Origin of the sequence: Azospirillum baldaniorum, from assembly GCF_003119195.2 — a bacterium.
Lineage (GTDB): Bacteria > Pseudomonadota > Alphaproteobacteria > Azospirillales > Azospirillaceae > Azospirillum > Azospirillum baldaniorum.
Genome location: NZ_CP022253.1, coordinates 174457 through 198634 on the forward strand (window position 1 = coordinate 174457; position 24178 = coordinate 198634).

A 24178-nucleotide genomic window follows, 5' to 3' on the forward strand; every position below is an offset into this window, starting at 1 on the left:
CCCGGCCGGGCCGAAAAAACCGTGACCCGGACGCCAACGCTGCACTGCAGCATTTGGTTCCGGGTCCAGTCTTTACAGGGAAGCGAGCGCGCGGTCGAGGTCTTCGACGATGTCCTGGGCGTCCTCCAGCCCGACGGACAGGCGGAGCAGGTTCGGACGGATGTTCGCCGCCGCCTTCTCCTCGACCGTCAGCTTGGAGTGGGTGGTGGTGTCGGGGTGGGTGATCAGGCTCTTGGAGTCGCCCAGGTTGTTGGAGATCATCACCATCCGCAGGTCGTTCAGGGCGCGGAAGGCCTCTTCCTTGCCGCCCTTCAGGAAGATCGACAGCATGGTGCCGCCGCCGGTCATCTGGCTGCGGACGAGGTCGTGCTGCGGGTGGCTGGCCAGACCCGGATAGAGCACCCGCTCCACCTTCGCGTGGCCTTCCAGGAACTCCGCCACCGTCAGGGCCGCCGCGCTCTGCGCCGACACACGCAGCTCCAGCGTCTCCAGCCCCTTCAGCAGCAGCCAGGCGTTGAAGGGCGAAATGGTCGGGCCGGTGTGGCGCAGGTAGGGGTGGATCACGTCCGACCCGTACTGCTTGTCGTTGGTCAGGATGATGCCGCCCAGACAGCGGCCCTGGCCATCGATGTGCTTGGTCGCCGAATAGATGACGACGTCGGCGCCCATCTCGAACGGGCGCTGCAGCACCGGCGTGGCGAAGGCGTTGTCGACCACCACCTTGGCCCCGGCCTTGTGGGCGAGAGCGCTGACCGCGCGCAGGTCGACGACCTCAAGCCCCGGGTTGCTGGGCGTCTCCAGGAAGACGACCTTGGTCGGCTTGGCCAGCGCCTCTTCCCACTGGGACAGGTCGGTGCCGTCGACGAAGACCGCCTCGACCCCGAAGCGGGCCGACAGCTCCTTGATCACCCAATAGCAGGAGATGAACAGCGAGCGCGGCGCCACGATGCGGTCGCCGGTGCGCAGGTTCGACCACAGGGCGCCGTGCACCGCGGCCATGCCGCTGGTCGTGGCGTAGGCCCAGGCCGCCCCCTCATACTCGCACAGCCGGTCCTCGAACATCGCCGTGGTCGGGTTGCGGAAGCGGGAATAGACGTGGCGGGAGCCGTCGTTGACGAAGGCGCTCTCCGCCTCCTCCGCCGAGCCGTAGACGAAGCCGGAGGTCTGGTAGAGCGCCTCGCAGGTCTCGTCGAAGGACGAGCGGCGGACGCCGCCATGGACCAGACGGGAACGCGGGCGAAGCCCCGCGACGTTGGGATTGCGATGATCGGTGCGCGCCATGGCCGCTGTGTCTCCTCTGTCCGCCGGCGGGGCAGACCGGCACAACAAAAAACGCCCCGACCGATCGGGTCGAGGCGCGGACGCGGCTCGGACCTTTTTAGCGGGTTGTTTTACGTGGCCCGCAAGCCGGTCGACCAAATCACCACGTGTCTCCGCTTGTAGGACCGCGGCGGCGCGCCGTCAAGGGACAAGGACGCCGTGACAAAAAGGGGCTGCCCTGCGTCAACATCGCGCAGGACCGCAGGCCGCCGCCCGCTTGCCCGGCGAAGGCCCGGACCGGATCATGGCCGCGCGACGTCAGGAGGGGGTGCGGGCCGTGCAGTATCGCAAGGAGCAGGAGCGGCATTTCGCCCGTCTGGTGCTCACCGGGCGCTTCACCAGCCAGGACGCCGGCCCGGTGCGGCAGGCCATCGCCGACGTGAAGGACGGACCGGAGCGCCGCCACCTCCTCGACCTGACCGGGCTGGAGTTCGTCGACAGCGCCGGCATCGGCCTGCTGCTGGTGATGAACGGCGAGGCCCTGTCGGCGGGCAAGGCCCTGTCCCTGCTCTGCGCGTCCGGGCAGGTGCGCAAGGTGGTGGACCTGACCCGCATCGCCATGATCATCCCGGTGCACGAGACGGTGGCCGACTACATCGCCGCCAGCGTGCCCGAGGCCCTGCTGGCCGCCACCCATCCCTGCGCGCCGGGCGAGGACCCGATGGCTGTCGCCGCCCGCGCGCTGCACGCAAAGCCGCTCCTGCCACCCGCGAGCGCCCCGCCGGACGCTTCCGATCGGGACGGCACTTCCGGGTAAGGCGGCTCGCAGCGCGGGCGCGGGCTTCCCATCTGAAGCATCGGACAGAGTCCGTTCCGCGTTGGGGGAGGCACCGAATGGTTCATCTGCACAAGTCGCTGGAATCCGAAGCGTCGAAGGCCGCCGAGCGGGAGGGCCGCTCGCTCGACCAGTTCGTGAACGAGGCGGTGGAGGAGAAGCTGCGCCACGCGCAACGCCCCGCCACCCAACGCCACGTTACCCCCATCCATGACCGCGGCGCCCCGATGGACGAGGACGCCGTGGAACGGGCGTAGCACCCATGGGATGGGATTGCGGCGGCTGTGGTTCAGCGCTATATTTCCTGTACCAGTGGTCAATAGACGACACCTCCGGTACCGCGCGCTTCGGACGGTTTGGATGGCCGGACGGGCGTGCACACGAAAAGAGGGGCGGCGTTGCAGCGCCGCCCCTCCGTCGTCTGGGTTACAGCACGGCGACGAGCAGCGCGAGGATCGCGACGACCGTCTGAATGACCGTGCAGATCACCAGCACCTTACCAGGGGTCAATAAACACACCCCCTTCCCGCCGCTTGGATGACAGCACCCCTTGCCCATGGCACGGGACGCTGCGGCGGCGGATTTTCATACAATGGCGTGCATCCATTCGCAAATATTCCCGTTTAGGAGAGCAATCCCCGCAGACGGTACAACTCGTCGAGCGCCTGACGCGGCGTCAGGCTGTCCGGGTCGATGGACTTCAGCGCCTCCTCCACCCGCGACGGTTCCGGCGGGGCGGCGGGCGCCGACACCGCGGGAGCCGGCGGCGGGCGCTTCAGGGCGGCGCTGAACAGCGGCAGATCCTCGGCCAGACGGTGGATGGCCGCGTTCTGGTCGCCCGATTCCAGGATGGTCAGCACCTCCTCGGCGCGGCCCACCACGGCGCCGGGCAGGCCGGCCAGCTTCGCCACATGGATGCCGTAGCTGCGGTCCGCCGCCCCCGCCGTCACCTCGTGCAGGAACACCACGTCGCCCTGCCATTCCTTGATGCGCATGGTGTGGCAGGACAGGCCCGGCAGCTTGCCGGCCAGCATGGTCAGCTCGTGGTAATGGGTGGCGAACAGCGCGCGGCAGCGGTTGACGTCGTGCAGATGCTCCACGCAGGCCCAGGCGATCGACAGGCCGTCGAAGGTCGCGGTGCCGCGCCCGATCTCGTCCAGGATGACCAGCGCGCGGTCGCCGGACTGGTTCAGGATGGCCGCCGTCTCCACCATCTCCACCATGAAGGTCGAGCGGCCACGCGCCAGATCGTCGGCCGCACCCACGCGGCTGTAGAGCCGGTCCACCACCCCGATGTGCGCGCTCTCCGCCGGCACGAAGCCGCCCATCTGGGCGAGCACGGCGATCAGCGCGTTCTGGCGCAGAAAGGTCGATTTACCCGCCATGTTCGGACCGGTCAGCAGCCACAGCCGGTTGTCCGGGGCGAGGTCGCAGTCGTTGGCGACGAACGGCCCGGCGTTGCCGGCGTCGAGCACCGCCTCCACCACCGGGTGACGCCCGCCCTTGATCGAGAAGGCGAGGCTGCCGTCCACCACCGGCCGGCGGTAGCGCCGCTCCGCCGCCAGCTCGGCCAGCGAGGCGGCGACGTCCAGCGCGGCCAGCGCGTGGGCCGCCTGGGCGATGGCCTCGGCGCGGCTGGTCACCTCCTCCACGAGGTCGTTGAACAGCTCCAGCTCCACGGCCAGCGCCTTGTCGGCGGCCTCGGAGATGCGGCGCTCCAGGTCCGACAGCTCGACCGTGCCGAAGCGCACGGCGTTCGCCATGGTCTGGCGGTGCATGAAGACCTCGCGCCCCTTCTCGGACATCAGCTTGTCCGCGTGGGTCGCCGTCACCTCGATGTGATAGCCCAGCACATTGTTGTGCTTGATCTTCAGCGCCGGCACCCCGGCGATGCCGGCGTATTTGACCTGAAGCCCGGCGATCAGCCGCCGGCTTTCGTCGCGCAGGGTCACCAGCTCGTCCAGCGCGTAGGAATAGTCGCGCGCGATGAAACCGCCGTCGCGGGCGAGCAGCGGCAGCTCCGGCGCCAGCGCCTGGGTCAACTGATTGACCAGCTCGCTGTGCTCGCCCAGCCCCTTGGCCACGGCGCCCAGCCCGTCGGGCAGCGGTCCGCCGGGATGGCCGTTGAGCAGCAGGCGGATGGCCGAGGCCTGGGCGAGACCGTCGCGCACCGCGGCGAGGTCGCGCGGGCCGCCGCGCCCCAGGGTCAGGCGGGACAGCGCGCGCTCCAGGTCCGGGCAGCGGCGCAGCGCCTCGCGCAGGTCGCCGCGCAGCCGTTCCTCGTTCAGCGCGAATTCGACCATGTCCAGCCGCTTGGCGATGGCCGCGGGGTTGGTCAGCGGCGCCGAGAGCTGGGCGGCGAGCAGACGCGCCCCCGCCCCGGTCACCGTGCGGTCGATGGTGGCGAGCAGGCTGCCGCGCCGGTCGCCGGTCAGGGTGCGGGTCAGCTCCAGGTTGCGGCGGGTCGCCGCGTCGATCTCCATGACGGCGCCGGGGCCGAGCCGGCGCGGCGGCGACAGGCGCGGCACGCGGCCCTTCTGCGTCAGCTCCACATAGGCGACCAGCGCGCCGGCCGCCGCCACCTCGGCGCGGGAGAACTGGCCGTAGGCGTCCAGCGTGCCGACGCCGTAGAGGGTGAGCAGCCGCTGCCGCCCGTTCTCGCTGTCGAAGCGCGGGGTCGGCTGCACGGTCAGGCGGGACTTCCATTCGCCCCACAGCTCGTAGAGGTCCGGGCTCTGGCACAGCTTCTCGGAGACCAGAACCTCCTGCGGGTCGAGGCGGCCGAGCGCGGCGCCCAGCCCGGCGCGCTCCACCGGCTGCACGACCAGTTCGCCGGTGGACAGCTCCAGCCAGGCCAGCCCGAGGCCGCCCGCCGCCTCCGCCACCGCGGCCAGCCAGTTGGAGGCGCGGGAGTCGAGCAGGCTGTCCTCGGTCAGCGTGCCGGGGGTGACGATGCGGATGACCCCGCGCTTCACCACCGACTTGGAACCGCGCTTCTTGGCCTCCGCCGGGTCCTCCATCTGCTCGCAGATGGCGACGCGGAAGCCCTGACGGATCAGGCGCTGCAGGTAGGATTCGTGGCTGTGGACCGGGACACCGCACATCGGGATGTCCTCGCCCAGATGCTGGCCGCGCTTGGTCAGCGCGATGTCCAGCGTCCGGGCGGCGTTCACCGCGTCCTCGAAGAACATCTCGTAGAAATCGCCCATCCGGTAGAACAGCAGGCAGTCGGGATGGGCCTGCTTGATCTCCAGATACTGCGCCATCATCGGAGTGGCGTCGGGGGGAATGGTGATGGGCGACATGGTGGCGGGCGCGTCGGACACGGGTCTTCAACCGGTTGCGTTGTGTCGGGCAAGGTCGGGCCGGCACCCTAGCACGCCCGCGCTGGTGCCGCGATGACCGCTTCGTTAGACTGTTCGATGCCCGTAGAACGAGCAAGCAGAACGAGCAAGCCGAAGCTGAAGGAGACCGCCGTGACGCAAGCGCCCGACAACACTGATGGCCGGACCACGGACGGCCAGGACACCGTCCGGGAGGTGCGCGAGGTCGTCGCCCTGTTCAAGACCCGGGAGGCCTTCGACAAGGCCGTGGCCGCCCTTCTGGACGCCGGCTTCGACCGCGACGACCTGTCGGTGCTGGCCAGCCACACCTCGCTGGAGGCCGCCGACCAGCGCCCGCAGGCCCCGTCGGACGAGGCCCTGACCGGCTTGGTGGGCGAGCTGAAATACGCCTTCCCGCTGACCACCGCCGGGCTTCTCGCCATCGTCGGCGGACCGATCGCAGCACCGCTGGCGGCCATCGTCGCCGCCGGCCTGGGCGGCGTCGCCATCAAGGATTACCTGGACGAGCTGACCAGCCACCCCGACACCGACGAGTTCAGCCGCGCGCTGGAGGCCGGCGGCGTCATCCTGTGGGTGCGCACCGCCGAGGTGGAGGACGAGGTCGAGGCCGCCGAGATTCTCGAAGGCAACGGCGGCGCCAACATCCACCTGTCGGTGCGCGCGGAGTAGGCGGAGAAGGAAACGCCGTCCGTCAGGCGGCGCAGGCGCGCCAGTCGCCTCCGCCGCCGACCACGGTCAGCCCGCGCAGGCGGAACTGCGCCCGCACCACCGCGGCCCAGCCCTTGCGGATCTGGGCGACCTTGACGGCGTCGGACGCCCTGGCGTCGGTGGCGGTGCCGCAGATCTCGAACAGAAGCGCGTCGCCGATGGAGCCGGGGCACAGCGCCAGGGCGTGCACCAGCCAGGCCATCAGTTCGGCCGGGGTGTGGCGCGGCAGGCCGCGCTCCGCCAGGGTCAGGGCGTTCCCGAGGTTCGCCAGCTCCCGCCGAGCCGTTCCGGGGTTCGGGATCATCAATGGCCTCCCTCGCGCGTGTCTCACGGACGACTCCTTACCTCTTTGGAATGGAGCGCGTCAGTGACGGCCGTCACAGCACGGCCGTTCCAGCACAGCCGTCACAGCATTGCCGTCACAGCACTGCCGTCACAGCACTGCCGTCCCTGGGGCGCTCCGAATGGGATCATGCAGGAAACAGACGGCAGCCTCTTTTGGTGTGCCGCGTGCGAATTATCCTCTTTCCCGTTATAGTCGGGACGCCGCACGGTTCGTCGCACCCCTCGCATCCCTGGGAAGGCTCACGTTTTGTCGATGCTCTCCACCCGCGCCGCCTCCGCCGACGCGTCCGACGCCAAGGACGCCGGCACCGCCAACATCCCCAACAAGCGCGCGATCCTGTCCCGGCGCAAGCTGGCGGAGGACCTGGAGAAGCTGGTGGCGGAGCATGGGACCGGCGACAAGCTGCGCCCCGCCCTGATCGCCCGGCTGCGCGGCGCGCTGAACGACGGACGGGCGGAGGTGCGCGCCCGCTTCGAGGCCAAGGGGTCGGGCGAGGACTGCGTGCGGCAGAACTGCTACCTCGCCGACGGGGTGGTGCGTTCGCTGGCCGACCTGACGGTCACCCACATCTTCCCTTCGCCCAACCCGACCTCCGGCGAGGTGTTCGACATCGTCGCCACCGGCGGCTACGGCCGGGGCGAGTTGGCGCCCTTCTCCGACATCGACCTGCTGTTCCTGCTGCCCTACAAGCGCACCCCGCGGGTGGAGCAGGTGGTCGAGTACATGCTCTACATCCTGTGGGATCTCGGGCTGAAGGTCGGCCACGCGGTGCGCAGCGTCGACGACTGCATCCGCCAGTCCAAGGCCGACGTGACCATCCGCACCGCCATCCTGGAGTCCCGCTACCTCTGGGGTCCGCGCAAGCTGTTCACCGAGCTGCGCCGCCGCTTCGACCGCGAGGTGGTGGCCGGCACCGGGCCGGAGTTCGTCGAGGCCAAGCTGGCCGAGCGCGACAACCGCCACCTGAAGCTGGGCGACAGCCGCTACGTGCTGGAGCCCAACCTGAAGGACGGCAAGGGAGGCCTGCGCGACCTGCAGACCCTGTTCTGGATCGCCAAGTACCTGTACCGGGTCGAGGACGTCGACGATCTGGTCGGCAAGAAGGTGCTGCTGCCGGAGGAGGCGCAGCGCTTCGCCAAGGCGCAGAACTTCCTGTGGACCGCGCGCTGCCACCTGCACTACCTGACCGGGCGCATGGAGGACCGGCTGACCTTCGACGTGCAGACGTCGATCGGCAACCGCATGGGCTACACCGACCACGCCGGGACCAAGGGCGTGGAACGCTTCATGAAGCATTACTTCCTGGTCGCCAAGGACGTGGGCGACCTGACCCGCATCTTCTGCGCGGCGCTGGAGGCGGAATCGAAGCGCCCGCCGAAGTTCAACATCCTGCGGCTGGCCGCACTCTCCCGCCGCAAGGACGTGGACGGCTTCGTGGTGGACGGCGAGCGGCTGAACGTCCGCAGCGACCGCCAGTTCAAGGACGAGCCGCTGGACATGATCCGGCTGTTCCACACCGCCCAGCAGAACGACATCGACATCCACCCCAACGCGCTACGCGCCATCACGCGCTCGCTGTCGGTGGTCGGGCCGAAGCTGCGCGCCGACCTGGAGGCCAACCGGCTGTTCCTGGAGATCCTGACCGGCCGCAAGGACCCGGAGATCACGCTGCGCCGCATGAACGAGGCCGGGGTGCTGGCCCGCTTCATCCCCGACTTCGGCCGGGTCGTCGCGCAGATGCAGTACGACATGTACCACGTCTACACGGTGGACGAGCACACGCTGTTCGCGCTGGGCATCCTGCACAAGATCGAGATGGGCGAGCTGACCGACGAGCTGCCGCTGTCGTCGGAGGTGATCCACAAGGTGGTGTCGCGGCGCGCGCTCTACGTCGCGGTGCTGCTGCACGACATCGCCAAGGGCCGCGGCGGCGACCATTCCATCCTCGGCGCGCGGGTGGCGGAGAAGCTGTGCCCGCGGCTCGGCCTGACGGCGGAGGAGACGGAGACGGTCGCCTGGCTGGTGCGCTGGCACCTCGCCATGTCCTACACCGCCTTCAAGCGCGATCTGGAGGACGACAAGACGGTGCGCGACTTCGTCTCGCTCGTTCAGTCGCCGGAGCGGCTGCGCCTGCTTCTGGTGCTGACGGTGGCGGACATCCGGGCGGTCGGGCCGCAGCGCTGGAACAATTGGAAGGCCACGCTTCTGCGCGAGCTGTACAACCGCTCGGAGGAGGTGATGTCCGGCGGCCTGTCGGTCGAAGGGCGCGGGCGCCGCATCCAGGCCGCCCAGGCGGCGCTGCGGGCCGAACTGACGGACTTCGACGACGCCGATTTCGACCGGCATCTCGCGCTCGGCTACCCCGCCTACTGGCTGGCCTTCGACGCGGAGACGCTGGGCCGGCAGGCGCGGCTGGTCCGCGAGGCGCTGCGCGACGAGCGGCCGCTGACCGTCAACACGCGCATCGACCGCGGCCGGGCGATCACCGAGGTGACGATCTTTGCCACCGACCACCACGGCCTGTTCTCCCGCCTCGCCGGGGCGCTGGCGGCGGCGGGAGCGGATATCGTCGACGCCCGCATCTTCACCATGACCAACGGCATGGCGCTGGACGTCTTCACCGTGCAGGACGCGGCGGGCGGCGGCGCCTTCGAGAGCGGCGACAAGCTCGCCAAGCTGTCGGTGATGATCGAGAAGGTGCTGTCCGGCCAGTTGAAGCCGCTGCACGACCTGACCAAGCGCAAGGCCCCGCACGCCAGCCGCACCCGCGTCTTCCACGTCCCGCCGCGCGTGCTGATCGACAACAACGCCTCGACCACCCACACGGTGATCGAGGTCAACGGGCGCGACCGCCCCGGCCTGCTCTACGACCTGACCCGCGCGCTGACCAACCTGACGCTGCAGATCTCGTCGGCGAAGATCTCGACCTACGGGGAGAAGGCCATCGACGTCTTCTATGTGAAGGACGTCTTCGGCCTGAAGGTCACCCACGAGAGCAAGCTGGCCCAGATCCGCGAGCGGCTGCTGCACGCGCTCGCCGATCCGGCGGGCTGAGGACGGGGGCGACGCCCGCTTATCAGGACAGTTGGTCCTCCGCCCAGCCGTCCAGCGCCTTGGCGGCCAGACCGGCCAGAACGCCGGTCGCCATGCCGGCGGCGTAGTCGGACGCCCAATGCCGTTCGGTGGCGAGGCTCGACCAACCCACCGCCGCGGCGAAGCCCAGGCTGACCATGGTCGCCGGGGACAGGCCGCGGTTCAGCCCGACCGCCGTGGTCAGCGCCGACACGTTGATGGCGTGGCCGGAGGGGAAGGAGGCGTGCTTGCCGTCCGCCTTGCCCCAGCGGCTGGGGTCGCGGCCCTCGTTCGGGCGGGCGCGGCAGACGACGCGCTTGATCCCCTTGCCGGCCACCGTCCCCAGCGCGATGGCGAGCAGCCCCTGCCGGGCAAGGCGCGACCAGCCCGGCTTCTCCATGCCCAGCCCGGCCGCCCACAGCGCGCCCAGCGCCGGCATCAGCACCATGCGGGAGCTGGGCACCTGGAGCCCGTCGCGCAGGGCCGGCACCTCCGCGCCCAGGGCGACGGCCTTGCGGCGGGCGGTGCCGTCCAGCCCGTTCACGCCGTCCAGAACGCGGTCCGTGAAACCCTCGTCGCTCATCTCGCGGATCTCCCAAAGCACGCCCCCATCACCGCGGAGGCCAAGCGTAAACAGCCGCGCTGGCGTTTCGTGCCCGCATGGCCCCGCAAGGCAGGGGTGCCCGGCATGGGGGGCGCCATCCTGGGGGCACCGTCTTGGCAATCGCCGACCGTGCGGTGATGTCCCCTCTCCCCTCCGGGGAGAGGGTTAGGGTGAGGGGGTTGCGCATTGCGGTGTGTCCGGCAAAAGCGCATCCCCCTCACCGGCCCTTTGGGCCACCCTCTCCCCAGAGGGGAGAGGGTTTTAGATAAGGTTCTGGAGTCGGCGATTGCCAAGCCGGTTCGCCGCCACACCTTGGCAATCGCCGACCACCGGCCCGGACATCGGCCAGACATCACCAAGACCAGCCCATGACATCCCGAGTCGCGACTCGCCCGCTCCACCCCGCCTTGGCAATCGCCGACCAATGCCCGAGTCGCCTTAAGTCTGGGCCGAGTCATCGATGATTCCCACATGGTCCCTTGGCGAACGCCGACGAGTCTTCTGGCAATCGCCGACGCACCCCCGAGTCGTCCCCAGGCAATCGCCGACCTAGCAAATAGACTCCAGCAATTAGGTCTCAATTAGCCTCGTCGGTGATCGCCAAATGGACTCTCCCGGCGGTGCATGATCGACTGCAGGCAGAATGGACGGGGGGACCTATGGGCGACGTGCACCAACTCATCATGACGCATGGCCGGCGCGAGGCGCGGAACCTCGTGGACCCGAAGCGGGCCAGCGTCGTCGATGTCGCGGCGGCGGTGCTGGAGGACGAGTCCAACGCGCTGGGCATCACCTATTCCGGATTCTGCCTGACCAGCCTGCCCCACCGGAAGCTGGCGCCGGACGCCGAATGGCGCCGCGACCAGGGCCGCGTCACCCTGCTGGTCGAGCCGGGCAAGGAGCGCAAGCGCGACGGCAGCCTCATGCCGGTCGGTGTCCCCTACGGCGCCAAGGCGCGGCTGATCCTGCTCTATCTCCAGACCCGCGCCATCCAGGACAACAGCCGCGAGATCGAGCTTGGCCGCTCGATGAACGACTGGCTCGACCGCATGGGCGTGTCGGCCGGCGGCTCCACCTACAAGGCGGTGCAGGAGCAGGCAACCCGCATCAACCTGTGCCGGCTGACCTTCTTCTGGGACAAGGACGGGGCCGAGGGCTTCGCCAAGGAGAACATCGTCAACGGCGGCATCCGCCTGCGCGACGACGACGGCCAGGGCACGCTGTGGCGCGAGACGGTGCAGCTGTCGGAAACCTTCTTCGCCGCGCTGAAGCGCTCTCCCGTCCCGATCTGGGAGCCGGCGATCCGCCACATCGGCGGCTGTTCGATGGCGATCGACGTCTATGTCTGGCTGGCCTACCGGCTGCACGTGCTGCGCGACCCGATTCCGGTGACCTGGAAGGCGCTCTTCACCCAGTTCGGCGGCGGCTACAAGGAGCTGAAGCACTTCAAGCCGGAGTTCCGGGTGGCGCTCGACCTCGCGCTGGCCGTCTACGAGGCGGCGCGGGTGGAGTTCTCCGACACCGGCGTCCTGCTCTACCCGTCGCCCCCGCCGATTCCGGAGCGCAAGATTCTCCCCGCCGCGCGCGGGTGAGTCGGCGGCGGGTCAGTCGGCGATTGCCAAGCCACCCGGCCCCGGAATCGGAGTCGGCGATTGCCAGAGGATGGAGCGGCATCCTCCCAAGACGGACGAGCGGAGCTTCACCTATCCCGCCTTGAAGGCTTGCAGACTGCCGCCTTCCCGCGTGTAGATCTGCATCGGACGGCACGTCTCGTCCGTATTGACGATGAGAACACCGGGTTTGTCCTGCGCATACAGCCAGATTTCGTATTGCGACACCCGCCCACCCGGTCCGGTGCGCAATTCGCTGTAGACCGCGGCCCGGAACTGCCCCACCGGAATCCCCTCACCCGCCAGGACGGACGCGACCTGACGATTGCAGGTTCTCTGCACCAAGCCGTTCAGCGTCTCCACCGCTCCGGGGGCGGGCTCCGCGGTGCGCGGCGGAGCGAGACCGGCGCAGGCACCGAGGCCGAGAAGGCCGGCGCACAGGATGATCCCGGCGGTCCTGCGATTGCGCGAACGGCGTCCGGCGTGGCGATGCATCGCGGCCTCCCTGCCCAATGGCGGTGTTGGTTGGCGGTGTTTGGTTACCTCTGCCCAAACACAGGAACGGGGAAAAGGTTCTCACCCAGCCCTTGGCAATCGCCGACCATCCCGAATCCGCCAAGCAGAAGGGGCCGGGCAGAAGGGCTGGGCAGAAGGAAGGCGGACAGAAAAAAGGCGGGGCACGGCGGCCCCGCCTTCCTTCCTTTTCGAATCGGCCGGATGGCCTCAGTCCACCTGGACCTTCTCGCCGTTCCTCCAGGCCCAGAACACGTAGCCCGGCTGCTTCAGGTCGCCCTTGTCGTCGAAGGACAGCGAGCCGACCACCGTGTCGAAGGACGGGCCGGCGCGCAGGGCCTTCGCCACGGCGTCGGGCTTGGCGCTGTTGGCCTTCTGCACGGCTTCCGCGTAGGTCTGCACCGCGGCGTAGGCGAACAGGGTGAAGCCGTCGGTGCGGATGTTCTTGGCCTGCAGGGCCTCCACCACCGGCTTGGCGGCGGGGTTGCGCTGCGGATCGGGCGAGAAGGTGAACAGCGTGCCTTCCGCCGTGTCGCCGGCGATGTTCCAGTAGGACTGAGGCTGGATGCCGTCGGCGCCGATGATCTGCGGGCGGAACTGCTGGTCGGCCGCCTGGCGGGCGATCAGGCCCAGCTCCTGGTCGTAGCCGCCGTAGTAGAGCACGTCCACGCCGTCCGACTTCAGCCGGGTGATGAGCGCGGAATAGTCCTTCTCGCCGGCGGTGATGCTGGTGAAGGCGGCCTCGGTGATGCCGGCGGCGTTCAGGCGGCGCTTCACGTCGTCGGCGAGGCCCTGGCCGTAGGCCTGCTTGTCGTGGACGATGGCGACCTTCTTGCCCTTGTAGCGGTCGGCGATCAGCTTGGCCGCCACCTCGCCCTGCTGGTCGTCGCGGCCGCAGACGCGGAAGACGTTCTTCAGGCCGCGGTCGGTGAGCTGCGGGCTGGTCGCGGTGGGGGAGATCATCACGATCCCCTCCTCGCCGTAGACGTTGGAAGCGGCGATGGAGGCGCCGGAGCAGACATGGCCGATCACCGCGGCGACGTTCTGGCTCACCAGCTTGTTGGCGGCGGCGACCGCCTGCTTGGCGTCGCAGGCGTCGTCGGCGATGGTCAGGACCAGCTTCTGGCCGAGCAGCCCGCCCTTGGCGTTGATGTCGGCCACGGCGGCCTCGACGCCGGCGCGGGTCTGTTCGCCATAGGCGGCGGCGGCGCCGGTCATCGGGCCGGCCAGCGCGATGGTGATGTCGGCCTGGGCGGCCCCGGCCCACAGGCCGGCCCCCAGGGCGACGACGGCGGCGGTCACAGCCAGCTTCGCACGGATCATGGGTGGATTCCTCTCTCCGGGAACAGGTTCTTTTTATCGAACGCTTTCGGGTCGGAGACCGCGGACGCCGCCTCCGAAACAGGCAAACAAGCAAAGGGACGGGTTCGACGCAATGGGCAAACAGGCACGGGCTGCCGCACGTCCGGCGCATGACACGGCTTTCAGGATGGCGAAGGGCTGATTCAGTCGACCAATTCGCGCGGCGCCGCGCCGGACGGCGCGGACGGCGCCGGTGGGGCCAACGCGGCCGGGGCCAGGGCCAGCGCGATGGCCCGGCGCAGGTCGTCGGCCAGGACGGGCTTGTGCAGGATGCTGAACTTGCCGGCCTCGGCCTCGGCCAGACGCTCCGGGGCGGTGTCGCCGGTCACCAGGATGCCGGGGATCGGGCGCTTCGACCGCCGCCGCACCTCGCGGATGGTTTCGGTGCCAGAGTGCCCCTCGCCCAGCCGGTAGTCGGCGACGATCACGTCGGGATCGGGGTGGCGGCGCAACGCCTCAACCGCCTCGCCGAAGCTGGCGGCGGGAAACACCTCGTGTCCCCATTGCCGGATCATCGCGCACAGCCCCTCGCGCACGATGGGATCGTCCTCGACCACCAGCACGCGGGCGCCGGCCCGCATGCGCGCGGTCACGGGGAAGTCCTCCGCCAGCGTCTCGGCCGGGGCGGGGGGATCGGCGAGCGGCACCTCCACCCGGAAGACCGACCCCCGCCCCGGTTCGGAGCGCAGGGTGACCGGGTGGTTCAGCATGCCGGCCAGCCGGCGCACCACGGCGAGGCCGAGGCCGAGCCCCTGATCGCGGTCGCGGCTGGCGTTCCCGACCTGGACGAACTCCTGGAAGATGTCCTCCTGCCGGTCGGTGGGGATGCCGATGCCGGTGTCCCACACCTCGATCCGCAGCACCGCGCCGCGCCGTCGGCAGCCGACCAGGATGCGCCCGCGGTTGGTGTAGCGCAGAGCGTTCTCGACGAGGTTCTGCAGGATGCGGCCGAGCAGCATCGGGTCGCTGTCCACATGGGCGTCGCAGGGCATGATGTGCAGCAGCAACCCCTTGCGCACCGCCACCGGGCGGCTGTTGGCGGCGATGCGGTCCAGCAGCTCGGTCACCGGGAAGACCGCGCGCTTGGGCTCCACCGCTCCGGCCTCCAGCCGCGACACGTCGAGCAGCCCGTCGAGCAGCATCTTCAGGGCGCCCAGCGCGCGGTCCATGGTGGTCAGGATCTTGCGCATGGCGGGATCGGTGGCGCGGGCGGACAGCGCCTCCATCAGCAGCATCAGCGACTGCACGGGCTGGCGCAGGTCGTGGCTGGCCGCCGCCAGGAACTTCGACTTGCCGATGTTGGCGCGGTCGGCCTCCCGCCGCGCCTCGGCCAGCGCGGCCTGGGCGGTCTTGTGCTCGGTGATGTCGCGGACGGTGGCGATCACGCTGACCAGCCTCCCCCCGGCGCCGCGCACCGGCGAGGCGCGCAGCTCCAGCCAGACCTCCGACGCACCGCGTCCCGCGGCGCCCGGACGGGCGAACTCCGCGCGCGTGTCCCCGGCGTCCTCCGCGCCGTCGCACAGCGGACACAAGCCCTCCTCGTCCTCCATCGAACTGCCCAGCACGTCCCGCGTGGCACGCCCGTCGGCGGCGCCGGGAGCGATCCCCATCAGCCGGGAAAAGGCGGGGTTGGTGTAGACCACCGGCACACCCGGCCGGGTGGCGTCGGCGATCAGGATGCCGTCGCCGCTCCATTCCATCGCCCGGTTGCGGATGCGCAGCGCCCGGTCGCCGTGGCGCCGCCGCTGAAGCTCCACCAGGAAGGCGGTGGTGAACAGCAGGATCACCGCGGTGGTGGCGGCGGCCCAGATGATGGAATAGAAGCGGTTCTGCCGCCACGCGCCGAACACCGTCTCCACCGACTCACCGACCACCGTCATCAGCGGGTAGTCGGCGGAGGCGCGGAAGGCGTAGATGCGCTCCACCCCGTCCACCGGGCTGACGACGCGATGGTGCCGGACGGTTCCGCTGCCGGCCTCCGGCCACAGACCGGAGCCGCGGAAGCTGCGCCCGAACACCTGGTCCTGAAGGGCTTGGCGGGCCAGCAGGGGGCCGTCCGCGCGGGCGATGGCGACCGAGCTGTCGCGCGGCAGGTCCAGCCGCCCGTAGAAGCGGGAGAAGATCTCCGCCGGGACGTCGATCACGGCGACGCCGCGGAACGTCCCGTCCGTCCCCTCCAGCCGGCGCGACACCGGGATGAACACGTCCGACGTGCCAGGGCTGACGAAGGGCAGACCGATGACGAACCCCTTCTGGTTCCCCTTCCGGTGGGCGCCGGACTTGTGCCGGGCGAACTCCTCCCACTCCAGCACCGGGTTGCGGGTGGTGGTCCGCCCCAAGCCCATGGACAGCCAGCTGTTCGCGTCGTAAATCCGGATGGAGGCGGCCAATCCTTCCTCGAACGACCGGCGGGTGGGAATCAGGAGCGGAATGTCCTTTTCGACATGGGAGGCGACGTCGATCAGAAGATCGTCCAGCCGGCGGAAGGTGGCGATGGCCTGTTCCTCGACCAGCTGCGCCATCGCCGCCGTGTGCTGGCGGGTCGTCTGGTCGAGGAAGCGCTCCTCGCGGTCGATGCGGGTCAGCAGCGTCCACCACAGCGCCGCGATGGCGACGGCGACCGCAACGGCGGGAAGAACGAGACGAGCTTCCATCCCCCGCGGAAAAGCGATCCATCGTCGCACTGCCGACCTCAAACACTGCCCAACACGCATTATGCGCCAGCCGACTTCCCTCTTCAATGGACAACCCGGCGACCAATGATACAAAAAGTAGAGAATAATCAAACTTTTGCGGGTTGTTTGGCGACGCTGCCGCGGGGACTGGCCGCGAACCGGGCGACCGGCGGATGAGTTTCGCCCGCGCCATCGCCACCGTCGGCAGCCTGACGCTGCTGAGCCGGCTGGCCGGCTTCGCCCGCGACATCCTGACCGCGGCGGTGCTCGGCGCCGGGCCGGTGGCCGACGCCTTCTTCGTGGCGCTGAAACTGCCCAACTTCTTCCGCCGCCTGTTCGCGGAGGGGGCCTTCAGCGTCGCCTTCGTGCCGCTGTTCGCGGCGGAGCTTCAGCGCAACGGCCGCGCCGCCGCGGTGGCCTTCGCCGAGCAGGCGTTGGCGATCCTGCTGTCCGTTCTGCTGCCCTTCACCGCCCTGGCCATCCTGGCGATGCCCGCGCTGATGCACATCCTGGCGCCGGGCTTCGTGGACGAGCCGGCGAAGTTCGCGCTGGCCGTCGACATGGCACGGCTGACCTTCCCCTATCTGACGCTGATTTCCCTGGTGGCGCTGCTGGGCGGGATTCTGAACGCGCTGGACCGCTTCGGCCCCTTCGCCGCCGCCCCGATCGCCTTCAACCTGACGCTGATCGCCGCCTTGCTGACCGCGCCGCGGCTGGGGCTGGAGCCGGGGCGGGCGATGGCCGCGGCGGTGACCCTGTCGGGCGTCGTGCAACTCGTCTGGATGGGCTGGGCCTGCCGGGCGGCGGGGGTGACGCTGCGCCTGACCGCGCCGCGGCTGACCGAGGGGATGCGCCGCCTGTTCCGGCTGGTCGGACCCGGGGCCATCGGCGCCGGGGTCATGCAGATCAACCTGTTCCTGAACGTCGTCCTGGCCTCGCTGCTGCCGTCGGGCGCGGTGTCCTTCCTCTATTACGCCGACCGGCTGAACCAGATGCCGCTGGGCGTCATCGGCATCGCCATCGGAACCGCGCTGCTGCCCGTGCTCGCCCGCCACGCCGCGGCGGGGGACGAGCGGATGGTCCGCCACTATCTCAGCCGCGCCTTGGAGTTCAGCCTGCTGCTCGGCCTGCCGGCGGCGGTGGCGCTGGGGGTGGCCGGGGCGCCCATCGTCTCGGTGCTGTTCGAGCGCGGCGCCTTCGGCCCGGCGGAGGCGCAGGCGACCGCCTGGGCGCTGGCCGCCTACGCCATCGGCATCCCCGCCCATGTGATCGTCAAGGCGCTGAACGCCGCCTTCTTCGCCCGCCAGGACACGGCGACCCCGGTGCGCGTCGCCGTGGTGGTGACCCTGGCCAACCTGGCGCTGGGCATCGCGCTGATGCCGGTGCTGGGGCATGTCGGGATCGCGCTGGCCACCGGGCTGACCGCTTGGGCAAACCTCGCTTTGCTGGCCCACGCGCTGCGCCGCCGCGGCTTCCTGCAGCTCGACGGGCGCTTCCTCGGCCGCGCGCCGCGCATCGCCGCGGCGGCGCTGGGCATGGGGGCGGCGCTTCTGGTCGGCGCGTCGCTCCTGGCGCCGGGGCTGGAGGCGTCGTCCACCCTGGTCCGCTTCGGCGCGCTGGCGCTGCTGGTCGGCGGCGGCGTGGCGGTGTTCGGGGCGCTGGCGCAGCTGACCGGCGCCACCGATCTGGCCGACCTGAAGGGCTTCCTGCGCAAGGACACTCCGGAATTGGAGCCGCCCGTGTCTTGACCCCGCCCGGTTCCGGCGCGATAACAGCCGCCTTCCAGAAGTTTCGAGCGAGAGTCCTCCCGTGAACCGCATCTTCTCCGGCATGCAGCCGACCCGGCAGCTTCACCTCGGCAACTATCTGGGGGCGCTGCGCAACTGGGTCGAGCTGCAGAACAGCTACGAGTGCATCTTCTGCGTCGTCGACCTGCACGCGCTGACCATCGACCAGGACGCGGAGGTCCTGCGCAACAACATCCGCGAGGTCACCGCGGCCTACATCGCCGCCGGCATCGACCCGGAGAAGAACATCCTCTTCAACCAGTCCTTCGTCCCGGCCCATTCGGAACTGGCCTGGATCCTCTCCTGCCACACGCCGCTCGGCTGGCTGAACCGCATGACGCAGTTCAAGGAGAAGGCCGGCAAGCAGAAGGACATGGCGAACCTCGGCCTCTACTCCTACCCGGTGCTGATGGCCGCCGACATCCTGCTCTACAAGGCCACCCACGTCCCGGTGGGCGAGGACCAGAAGCAGCATCTGGAGCTGGCCCGCGACATCGCCGGCGCCTTCAACCGCCGCTACGACACCGAGTTCTTCCCGCTGCCCGAGCCGCAGATCCTGGGTGAGGCGACGCGCGTGATGTCCCTGCGCGACGGCACCAAGAAGATGAGCAAGTCGGACGAGTCCGAATATTCGCGCATCAACATGACCGACGACGCCGACACCATCGCGACGAAGGTCCGCAAGGCCAAGACCGATCCGGAGCCGCTGCCGGACAATCTGGCCGACTTGGAGAAGCGTCCGGAGGCCGACAACCTCGTGACCATCTACGCCGCCCTGTCCGGCCAGACGCGCGAGCAGACGGTGCAGCAGTTCGCGGGCGCCCAGTTCTCCGGCTTCAAGGCGGCGCTGGTCGACCTGTCGGTCGCCAAGCTGGCCCCGATGACCACCCGCATGAAGGAGCTGCTGGACGACAAGGCGGAAATCGACCGCCTGCTGCGCCGCGGCGGCGAGCGCGCGGCGGCCATCGCCGAGACGAACCTGAACGGCGTGAAGGACATCATCGGCCTTCTGCGTCCCTGAGCCAAAGTGATCGGGTTCAGCCTCCTTAGCCCTCTCCCCTCTGCTCACGCGCAAACGAAGTTTGCGCTGACGCGACAGGCGGACCTTCGGTCCGCCGAAAGCGGGGAGAGGGTGGCCCGAAGGGCCGGTGAGGGGGTTGCGCTTTTGCCGGACATATCGACACGCGCACCCCCCTCACCCTAACCCTCTCCCCAGAGGGGAGAGGGGACTTGGAATGCCATAGCCGCAGTTCTTGACCATCCCGACCGAAAGGCGTCCGCCGTGACAGCTCCCATTCTGCTCACCGGGTTCCAGCCCTTCGGGGATCACGCCGTCAACCCGACGGCGCTCCTCATGGAGCGGCTGACCGGCGAGCCGGGGATCGTCACCGCGGTCCTTCCCGTGGAATACGACGCCTGCGGCGCGGCCTTCGCCGCGCTGCTGGAGGAACACCGGCCCGCCGCCGCCCTGTGCTTCGGGCTGGCCGCCGGGTCCGAATACATCAAGATCGAGCGGCTGGCCTGGAATCGCGACGAGAGCGAGCAGGCCGACAACGCCGGGATGGTGCGCACCGACGACGCCATCGAACCGGACGGGCCGACCGCCTACGGCTCCACCCTGCCCGTCCCCACGCTGGTCCGCGAGCTGGCCATCGCCGGCCTGCCGGTGACCTTCAGCGACCATGCCGGCGGCTTCGTCTGCAACCACCTGTTCTACCGCGCCCGCCACCTGATCGAGACGGCGGACCTCGACGTTCCCATGGGCTTCGTCCACCTGCCGCCGCTGCCCGAGCAGGTCGCCGACCAGCCGGGCCGCTCCGGCCTGACGCTGGACCAGCAGGAACGGGCGCTGCGCGTGCTGGTCGGGCTGCTGCGCCAGGGGCTGGGGATCGCCGCCTGACCCGGCGGCGCCGCTGCGATCAGGGGGCCGCGATCAGGGGCGCTGCGCCAGCCGCTCCATCTCTTTCGCCCAGCCCGCGTAGTTCTTGTGGAAATCGGCCAGCGCCGGGTCGTTCCGGGTGCGCTCGGCCAGCGCCTGCATCAGCGGCGCCTGGGCCGCCGCCAGCTCCCGCGCGTCGGTCCGCCGGGTCGCCGTGAGGAAGGAGGACAGGCTGGTCACCAGCTTTCCCCCCGCCGGGGCCGCGGCCATCTTCGCCAGATCGTTGACGATCCACGGCATGTATTTCAGCACATAGTCGGCGTAGGTGCGCATGACCGGCGCCTGCTCCAGCAGCTCGGCGCGCTCCCGGTCGAAGTCCGCACGGTCGAGGATGGCGTGGTTGCGGTAGACGACCGGCGCCTCCGCCGAGACGTCGCACTCCCAGCCCTTGCGCGGAACCAGCAGATCGGCCTGATCCTTTTCCTCGCGGTAGGGGTAGAAGGGCATGGTCCGGCAGCGCGACGGCTTGTCGGCGTGGATGCCGCAAAGGTTGTCCGGCTGGAGCGCCGGGCAGGGAAAGTGGTTCGGCAGATAGGCACTGGGCTGGATCAGCACCGCCACTGTCTTGCGGTTGGGCAGGCGCACGGTGGTGCCCAGCCGGGTGGCGAGGTCGTAGGATTTGGCGTTCGACCGCATCACCGTCCAAACCAGCGCCAGCGGGAAGCGGACGGCGTGGGCCACCGCATCCGTGAGCGTCAGCGGCAGCAGCCCGTGGCAGCATTTTCCGCAGGCGGTGCAGGCGAAGCGCGGTTCCATGATCCGGGTCCGCCCTCAGCGGCCGCAGCAGGCCTTGAACTTCTTCCCCGACCCGCAGGGGCAGGGCTCGTTGCGGCCGACCTTGACGACCCGGCGTGGCTCGCCCTTCGGGTTCACTTCGCCGGCGCTGTAGAACCACTGGCCGTCGATGCGGCGGAAGGAGGCGCGCTCGTGGTGGCGCATGTCCTGGCCGTCGCGACGGAACTGGATGAGGAATTCGACGGTGCCCTCGTCACCCTCCTCCGTCGCGCGCAGCACGTCGAGCCGCTGCCAGTCGCACTCGTCGGCCACCCGCTCCGCCTCGGCGCGGTTGAAGTCCTCGCGGATCTCCGGCGCGTGGGTGCGCTCGACATGGTCGAGGTCGTGGCGCACGAAGGCGGTGTAGCGCGACCGCATCAGCGCCTCCGCCGTCGCGGCGGGCGCGCCGGCCAGGATCGGGCCGCAGCAGGTCTCGAAGGAAAGGCCCGAACAGCAGGGGCAGGCGGAGGAGGTCATGGCGCGCGGGTCCGTCGGTGGGTCCGGGGCTGGTGTGGCAGGATGGGCCCCCCCGGTCAAGCGCTGCTGACCGAACACAACGGATGGGCAGGGTAGTTCAGGCCGAACGGGCGCGGCGCGGTTCGGACGGGGTGTGGACCGCCGGCTTCACGATGGCGCGCAGCTCCTCGAGGAAGGCGCGGCCGGTGTCGGTGAGCGTGACGATCTTGCGGCGGCGTTCGCGCGGGTCTTCCTGGGCCTGGACGAGATCGAGCCCGGCCTTCCCGAAGCTGTGCCAGCGGCTGAGCGCGGCGACGTTGCGCGACGCGGAGGATTGGGCGATGCCCAGGCGTTCCGCAAGCTCGCCGATGGAAATCCCTTCGTTCTGCGCGATCGTCATGAAGGACAGCGCGTACTGGATCGGCAGGTCGGGATCGAGCTTGCGAAACGCCTCGAGCACATGGACGACGGTGGTCACCTCGTCAGGGCGAACGTGGGCCGGCATCAGCGACCCTCCCCGAGCGAGGACCCCATCGGGCCGGTGTGTAGATGATGTTCAGGCGTCCAAGCCATATCACGAATTCCCCGTTATCCCGCCGGGCGTCGAAAAAACGATCCGGAGAGGCCCAGTGGGCGTGCTCAACGAAGACCGAACGACCGCAAAACCCCAAAAAGACACACATGGCTTCCTCTCGATATCCGGAATTCGCGTTCCAATGCGCTGGGTTGAAGAAGGGAGCCGTTAGCTCGCTGGGTGGTATGGGCGGACCAATCGCCCTGTCGGCGATTCGGGGTGGTGGGTACGATGGCTTTCATCGTGGTCTCCGTGGGTTGAAGAAAGGCAGGGGTTGAAGGAAGGCGCGGCCCCGAAGGGAAACCGCAGGATCGGGTATCGCCTGTCAGCGATACGCTTGCAACGTCAAAAATGACCGGGCATCCGAAAGGTTCCGTTCCCGGATATGTTGGGCCGGGATATAGCCCGCTTCGGTTCCGTCCAGCCCGATGTCGCGCCGCAGATGGGCGCTCAGCGTCTCCACGCCGGCATCATCGCCGTCGCGGTCCAGCCACTGCCGCAGCAGGGCGTTCCACAAGGTCTGCATGACTCCTCTCCTTGGTGCAGAGGAGCAATTAATCCGCTATCGGATGATTTCCGTCAAGCCCGATTTCCGCGTGCCGGACCAAGCGGTTCGGCTGCTCCGCCTTCGCCCTTGGCGATCCGCTTTTTCCACGGTATGGATTCCCGTCATGAAGGCGACCCCAAGTACCACCGGCATCGTGCTCTGACGCGTCCGACGCGCGGAGCCTGAACGCGTGCGCCCCGGAAGGGGAGCCCGCGGTGTGTCCCTGCGCCCGCGCGCAGGCAAAAAGCCGCCGGATCGGCGGCTCACGAGCCATGAGTGGTTTGATGGAAAACGTCTTCGAAAGCCCGTTCAAGGGCATGGTTCTGGACAAGCAGGTCACCAACCCGAACATCGTCGTTGGCCGCTACAGCTATTATTCCGGCTATTATCATGGCCACAGCTTCGACGACTGCGCCCGGTTTCTTCTCCCGGACGAGGGCGTCGACCGGTTGGTGATCGGCAGCTTCTGCTCGATCGGGTCCGGTGCGGCCTTCATCATGGCGGGCAACCAAGGCCACCGGAACGACTGGATCAGCACCTTTCCCTTCTTCTGGATGCCCGAGGTGCCGTCGTTCGTCGGCGCGCGGAACGGCTATCGACCGGCCGGCGATACGGTGATCGGCAACGACGTCTGGATCGGGTCGGAAGCCATCGTCATGCCCGGCGTCACCATCGGTGACGGCGCTGTGATCGGCACGAGGGCGCTGGTGACGCGGGATGTCGAGCCCTACGCGATCGTGGGCGGCAACCCCGCCCGGGTGATCCGCAAGCGCTTCGACGATGATCTCATCGCGTTGCTGCTCGAGATGAGGTGGTGGGATTGGTCCGATGACCAGTTGCAGGGCGCCATGCCGATCCTGACCAGCGGCGACGTCGCGCTCCTGCACCGCCACTGGCAGGACGTGATTAAGCACACCTGACGGCAACCATGTCGGCTTCGCCTGTTCGCTTGCAGGCGAAGCCGACCCCCGTGAGCGACGCCGGACGCGTCCGGAACGCTCAGGGGGCCGGGCGGCGGCCGACGCGGGCGTCCCAGCCCAGCATGGCGACCTCGGCCACGGCCTCCAGTTCGGCGCGCTCCGCGCCGTCGCGGGCGAGGATCGACATGCCGGCCTGCACCGTCTGCACGAAGCGGGCGAGCGCGTGGAGATCGACCGAGGCCGGGATCTCGCCCTCGGCCACGGCGCGCGTCAGACGCTCCGTCAGGATGCCGACCGCCGAGGCGCGCGCCGACCGCACCACCTCGCCCAGCTCGGCGTGCCCCTCGCTGCCGACCGCGGAGAGCGTCACCATGCAGCCGCGCGGGATGTCGCCGCGACAGCCGGTGAGCGCCGCGGCCGAGTCCATCAGCAGCCCCATGGCCGCCTCGCGGGCGGTGCCGGCGGTGAAGAAGCGCCCCCAGACCAGCCCCTCGTAGCTTTTGCGGTAATGGTTCACCGCCTCGACGTAGAGCGCCTCCTTGGAGCCGAAGGCGGCGTAGAGGCTGGGCGAGCCGATCCCCATGGCCTCCGTCAGGTCGGCGATGGAGGTCGCCTCGTAGCCCTTGGTCCAGAACAGGCGGGTCGCCTGGGTCAGGGCGGCCTCGCGGTCGAAGGCGCGCGGCCGTCCGCGCCCGCGGACGGGCGGCGTGCCGGCCGTCTGAGCGGTCCTGTCGTCGGTGGGCGGGGTCGGGCGTGATTTCTGCATCGATCACTATTTAATCCCGCCGCCGCGTGTGGGCAATGGCCTCGGACAGCGGCGTTCTATTTTTGTGTCGATCAGTACAAAAACCA

At 69.4% G+C, this 24178-nt stretch carries 21 protein-coding genes and 1 riboswitch; of the genes, 9 read left to right on the top strand and 12 right to left on the bottom strand.

Features of this window, described 5'->3' with window-relative positions; all coding sequences use genetic code 11:
- Positions 1 to 72 precede the first annotated feature (72 nt).
- Positions 73 to 1281 (bottom strand): O-succinylhomoserine sulfhydrylase, encoded by a 1209-nt coding sequence (gene metZ, locus Sp245p_RS00745; RefSeq protein WP_014239008.1) that lies wholly within the window; start codon positions 1279 to 1281, stop codon positions 73 to 75.
- Positions 1282 to 1357: 76 nt separating this feature from the next.
- Positions 1358 to 1437: riboswitch (SAM riboswitch) on the bottom strand.
- 127 nt (positions 1438 to 1564) lie between these two features.
- Between metZ and Sp245p_RS00750 the strand changes: the two genes are divergently transcribed.
- Positions 1565 to 2077 (top strand): STAS domain-containing protein, encoded by a 513-nt coding sequence (locus Sp245p_RS00750; RefSeq protein WP_041810844.1) that lies wholly within the window; start codon positions 1565 to 1567, stop codon positions 2075 to 2077.
- A gap of 77 nt (positions 2078 to 2154) precedes the next feature.
- Positions 2155 to 2352 (top strand): hypothetical protein, encoded by a 198-nt coding sequence (locus Sp245p_RS00755; protein WP_014239005.1) that lies wholly within the window; start codon positions 2155 to 2157, stop codon positions 2350 to 2352.
- Between the two features lie 366 nt (positions 2353 to 2718).
- Here the strand turns inward: Sp245p_RS00755 and mutS are convergent, their stop codons facing one another.
- Positions 2719 to 5400 (bottom strand): DNA mismatch repair protein MutS, encoded by a 2682-nt coding sequence (mutS, locus tag Sp245p_RS00760; protein WP_052584317.1) that lies wholly within the window; start codon positions 5398 to 5400, stop codon positions 2719 to 2721.
- A gap of 171 nt (positions 5401 to 5571) precedes the next feature.
- Here mutS and Sp245p_RS00765 point away from each other — a divergent pair, with 171 nt between their 5' ends.
- A complete protein-coding gene (locus Sp245p_RS00765; protein WP_014239003.1) occupies positions 5572 to 6108 on the top strand; it encodes a hypothetical protein in 537 nt (178 codons plus the stop codon).
- Between the two features lie 22 nt (positions 6109 to 6130).
- On the opposite strand, the gene Sp245p_RS00770 is transcribed toward Sp245p_RS00765, so the two are convergent.
- Positions 6131 to 6451 carry a hypothetical protein gene (locus Sp245p_RS00770; RefSeq protein WP_014239002.1) on the bottom strand — a complete coding sequence of 107 codons (321 nt, stop codon included), beginning with the start codon at positions 6449 to 6451 and terminating at the stop codon, positions 6131 to 6133.
- A gap of 294 nt (positions 6452 to 6745) precedes the next feature.
- Between Sp245p_RS00770 and Sp245p_RS00775 the strand changes: the two genes are divergently transcribed.
- Positions 6746 to 9547 carry a [protein-PII] uridylyltransferase gene (locus Sp245p_RS00775; RefSeq protein ID WP_041810843.1) on the top strand — a complete coding sequence of 934 codons (2802 nt, stop codon included), beginning with the start codon at positions 6746 to 6748 and terminating at the stop codon, positions 9545 to 9547.
- 22 nt (positions 9548 to 9569) lie between these two features.
- Here Sp245p_RS00775 and Sp245p_RS00780 read toward each other — a convergent pair whose 3' ends face one another.
- Positions 9570 to 10148, bottom strand: a complete 579-nt coding sequence (locus tag Sp245p_RS00780; RefSeq protein WP_041810840.1) for a phosphatase PAP2 family protein — start codon at positions 10146 to 10148, stop codon at positions 9570 to 9572.
- Positions 10149 to 10828: 680 nt separating this feature from the next.
- Between Sp245p_RS00780 and Sp245p_RS00785 the strand changes: the two genes are divergently transcribed.
- Complete coding sequence (locus Sp245p_RS00785) at positions 10829 to 11761, top strand: replication protein RepA (RefSeq protein ID WP_014238998.1); 933 nt, start codon at positions 10829 to 10831, stop codon at positions 11759 to 11761.
- 111 nt (positions 11762 to 11872) lie between these two features.
- Here Sp245p_RS00785 and Sp245p_RS00790 read toward each other — a convergent pair whose 3' ends face one another.
- From Sp245p_RS00790 to Sp245p_RS00800, 3 genes are all read right to left on the bottom strand, one after another.
- A complete protein-coding gene (locus Sp245p_RS00790) occupies positions 11873 to 12274 on the bottom strand; it encodes a hypothetical protein (protein ID WP_014238997.1) in 402 nt (133 codons plus the stop codon).
- A 228-nt stretch (positions 12275 to 12502) separates the two neighbouring features.
- Entirely contained in the window at positions 12503 to 13615 is a 1113-nt protein-coding gene (locus Sp245p_RS00795; protein WP_109138322.1) for an ABC transporter substrate-binding protein, read from the bottom strand.
- Positions 13616 to 13797: 182 nt separating this feature from the next.
- Positions 13798 to 16308, bottom strand: a complete 2511-nt coding sequence (locus Sp245p_RS00800; RefSeq protein ID WP_014238995.1) for an ATP-binding protein — start codon at positions 16306 to 16308, stop codon at positions 13798 to 13800.
- A 194-nt stretch (positions 16309 to 16502) separates the two neighbouring features.
- Here Sp245p_RS00800 and murJ point away from each other — a divergent pair, with 194 nt between their 5' ends.
- From murJ to Sp245p_RS00815, 3 genes are all read left to right on the top strand, one after another.
- Positions 16503 to 18077, top strand: coding sequence for a murein biosynthesis integral membrane protein MurJ (gene murJ / locus Sp245p_RS00805; RefSeq protein ID WP_014238994.1), 1575 nt, complete (start codon positions 16503 to 16505; stop codon positions 18075 to 18077).
- A 61-nt stretch (positions 18078 to 18138) separates the two neighbouring features.
- A complete protein-coding gene (gene trpS / locus Sp245p_RS00810; RefSeq protein WP_014238993.1) occupies positions 18139 to 19137 on the top strand; it encodes a tryptophan--tRNA ligase in 999 nt (332 codons plus the stop codon).
- Between the two features lie 261 nt (positions 19138 to 19398).
- Positions 19399 to 20016, top strand: coding sequence for a pyroglutamyl-peptidase I (locus Sp245p_RS00815; protein ID WP_014238992.1), 618 nt, complete (start codon positions 19399 to 19401; stop codon positions 20014 to 20016).
- A gap of 33 nt (positions 20017 to 20049) precedes the next feature.
- Here the strand turns inward: Sp245p_RS00815 and Sp245p_RS00820 are convergent, their stop codons facing one another.
- The 4 genes from Sp245p_RS00820 to Sp245p_RS00835 all read right to left on the bottom strand — a co-directional run bounded on the left by Sp245p_RS00820 (position 20050) and on the right by Sp245p_RS00835 (position 22385).
- Positions 20050 to 20811, bottom strand: a complete 762-nt coding sequence (locus Sp245p_RS00820; protein WP_014238991.1) for a YkgJ family cysteine cluster protein — start codon at positions 20809 to 20811, stop codon at positions 20050 to 20052.
- A 15-nt stretch (positions 20812 to 20826) separates the two neighbouring features.
- Positions 20827 to 21306 (bottom strand): YchJ family protein, encoded by a 480-nt coding sequence (locus Sp245p_RS00825; protein WP_014238990.1) that lies wholly within the window; start codon positions 21304 to 21306, stop codon positions 20827 to 20829.
- Positions 21307 to 21403: 97 nt separating this feature from the next.
- The gene (locus Sp245p_RS00830) at positions 21404 to 21790 is read right to left on the bottom strand and encodes a MarR family winged helix-turn-helix transcriptional regulator (protein ID WP_014238989.1); all 387 of its coding nucleotides are present in this window, start codon (positions 21788 to 21790) and stop codon (positions 21404 to 21406) included.
- Positions 21791 to 22184: 394 nt separating this feature from the next.
- Positions 22185 to 22385, bottom strand: a complete 201-nt coding sequence (locus Sp245p_RS00835) for a hypothetical protein (RefSeq protein WP_014238988.1) — start codon at positions 22383 to 22385, stop codon at positions 22185 to 22187.
- A 305-nt stretch (positions 22386 to 22690) separates the two neighbouring features.
- Here Sp245p_RS00835 and catB point away from each other — a divergent pair, with 305 nt between their 5' ends.
- Positions 22691 to 23326 (top strand): type B chloramphenicol O-acetyltransferase, encoded by a 636-nt coding sequence (gene catB / locus Sp245p_RS00840; protein WP_014238987.1) that lies wholly within the window; start codon positions 22691 to 22693, stop codon positions 23324 to 23326.
- A 79-nt stretch (positions 23327 to 23405) separates the two neighbouring features.
- Here the strand turns inward: catB and Sp245p_RS00845 are convergent, their stop codons facing one another.
- The gene (locus Sp245p_RS00845) at positions 23406 to 24092 is read right to left on the bottom strand and encodes a TetR/AcrR family transcriptional regulator (RefSeq protein WP_014238986.1); all 687 of its coding nucleotides are present in this window, start codon (positions 24090 to 24092) and stop codon (positions 23406 to 23408) included.
- Positions 24093 to 24178: the final 86 nt, after the last annotated feature.

What these genes read in the sequence shown, in the direction of transcription:
- metZ (WP_014239008.1), bottom strand. Translation starts at nt 1,281, where the DNA reads ATGGCGCGCACCGATCATCGCAATCCCAACGTCGCGGGGCTTCGCCCG.
- Sp245p_RS00750 (WP_041810844.1), top strand. Translation starts at nt 1,565, where the DNA reads ATGGCCGCGCGACGTCAGGAGGGGGTGCGGGCCGTGCAGTATCGCAAG.
- Sp245p_RS00755 (WP_014239005.1), top strand. Translation starts at nt 2,155, where the DNA reads ATGGTTCATCTGCACAAGTCGCTGGAATCCGAAGCGTCGAAGGCCGCC.
- mutS (WP_052584317.1), bottom strand. Translation starts at nt 5,400, where the DNA reads ATGTCGCCCATCACCATTCCCCCCGACGCCACTCCGATGATGGCGCAG.
- Sp245p_RS00770 (WP_014239002.1), bottom strand. Translation starts at nt 6,451, where the DNA reads ATGATCCCGAACCCCGGAACGGCTCGGCGGGAGCTGGCGAACCTCGGG.
- Sp245p_RS00775 (WP_041810843.1), top strand. Translation starts at nt 6,746, where the DNA reads ATGCTCTCCACCCGCGCCGCCTCCGCCGACGCGTCCGACGCCAAGGAC.
- Sp245p_RS00780 (WP_041810840.1), bottom strand. Translation starts at nt 10,148, where the DNA reads ATGAGCGACGAGGGTTTCACGGACCGCGTTCTGGACGGCGTGAACGGG.
- Sp245p_RS00785 (WP_014238998.1), top strand. Translation starts at nt 10,829, where the DNA reads ATGGGCGACGTGCACCAACTCATCATGACGCATGGCCGGCGCGAGGCG.
- Sp245p_RS00790 (WP_014238997.1), bottom strand. Translation starts at nt 12,274, where the DNA reads ATGCATCGCCACGCCGGACGCCGTTCGCGCAATCGCAGGACCGCCGGG.
- Sp245p_RS00795 (WP_109138322.1), bottom strand. Translation starts at nt 13,615, where the DNA reads ATGATCCGTGCGAAGCTGGCTGTGACCGCCGCCGTCGTCGCCCTGGGG.
- Sp245p_RS00800 (WP_014238995.1), bottom strand. Translation starts at nt 16,308, where the DNA reads ATGGAAGCTCGTCTCGTTCTTCCCGCCGTTGCGGTCGCCGTCGCCATC.
- murJ (WP_014238994.1), top strand. Translation starts at nt 16,503, where the DNA reads ATGAGTTTCGCCCGCGCCATCGCCACCGTCGGCAGCCTGACGCTGCTG.
- Sp245p_RS00820 (WP_014238991.1), bottom strand. Translation starts at nt 20,811, where the DNA reads ATGGAACCGCGCTTCGCCTGCACCGCCTGCGGAAAATGCTGCCACGGG.
- Sp245p_RS00825 (WP_014238990.1), bottom strand. Translation starts at nt 21,306, where the DNA reads ATGACCTCCTCCGCCTGCCCCTGCTGTTCGGGCCTTTCCTTCGAGACC.
- Sp245p_RS00830 (WP_014238989.1), bottom strand. Translation starts at nt 21,790, where the DNA reads ATGCCGGCCCACGTTCGCCCTGACGAGGTGACCACCGTCGTCCATGTG.
- Sp245p_RS00835 (WP_014238988.1), bottom strand. Translation starts at nt 22,385, where the DNA reads ATGCAGACCTTGTGGAACGCCCTGCTGCGGCAGTGGCTGGACCGCGAC.
- catB (WP_014238987.1), top strand. Translation starts at nt 22,691, where the DNA reads ATGGAAAACGTCTTCGAAAGCCCGTTCAAGGGCATGGTTCTGGACAAG.
- Sp245p_RS00845 (WP_014238986.1), bottom strand. Translation starts at nt 24,092, where the DNA reads ATGCAGAAATCACGCCCGACCCCGCCCACCGACGACAGGACCGCTCAG.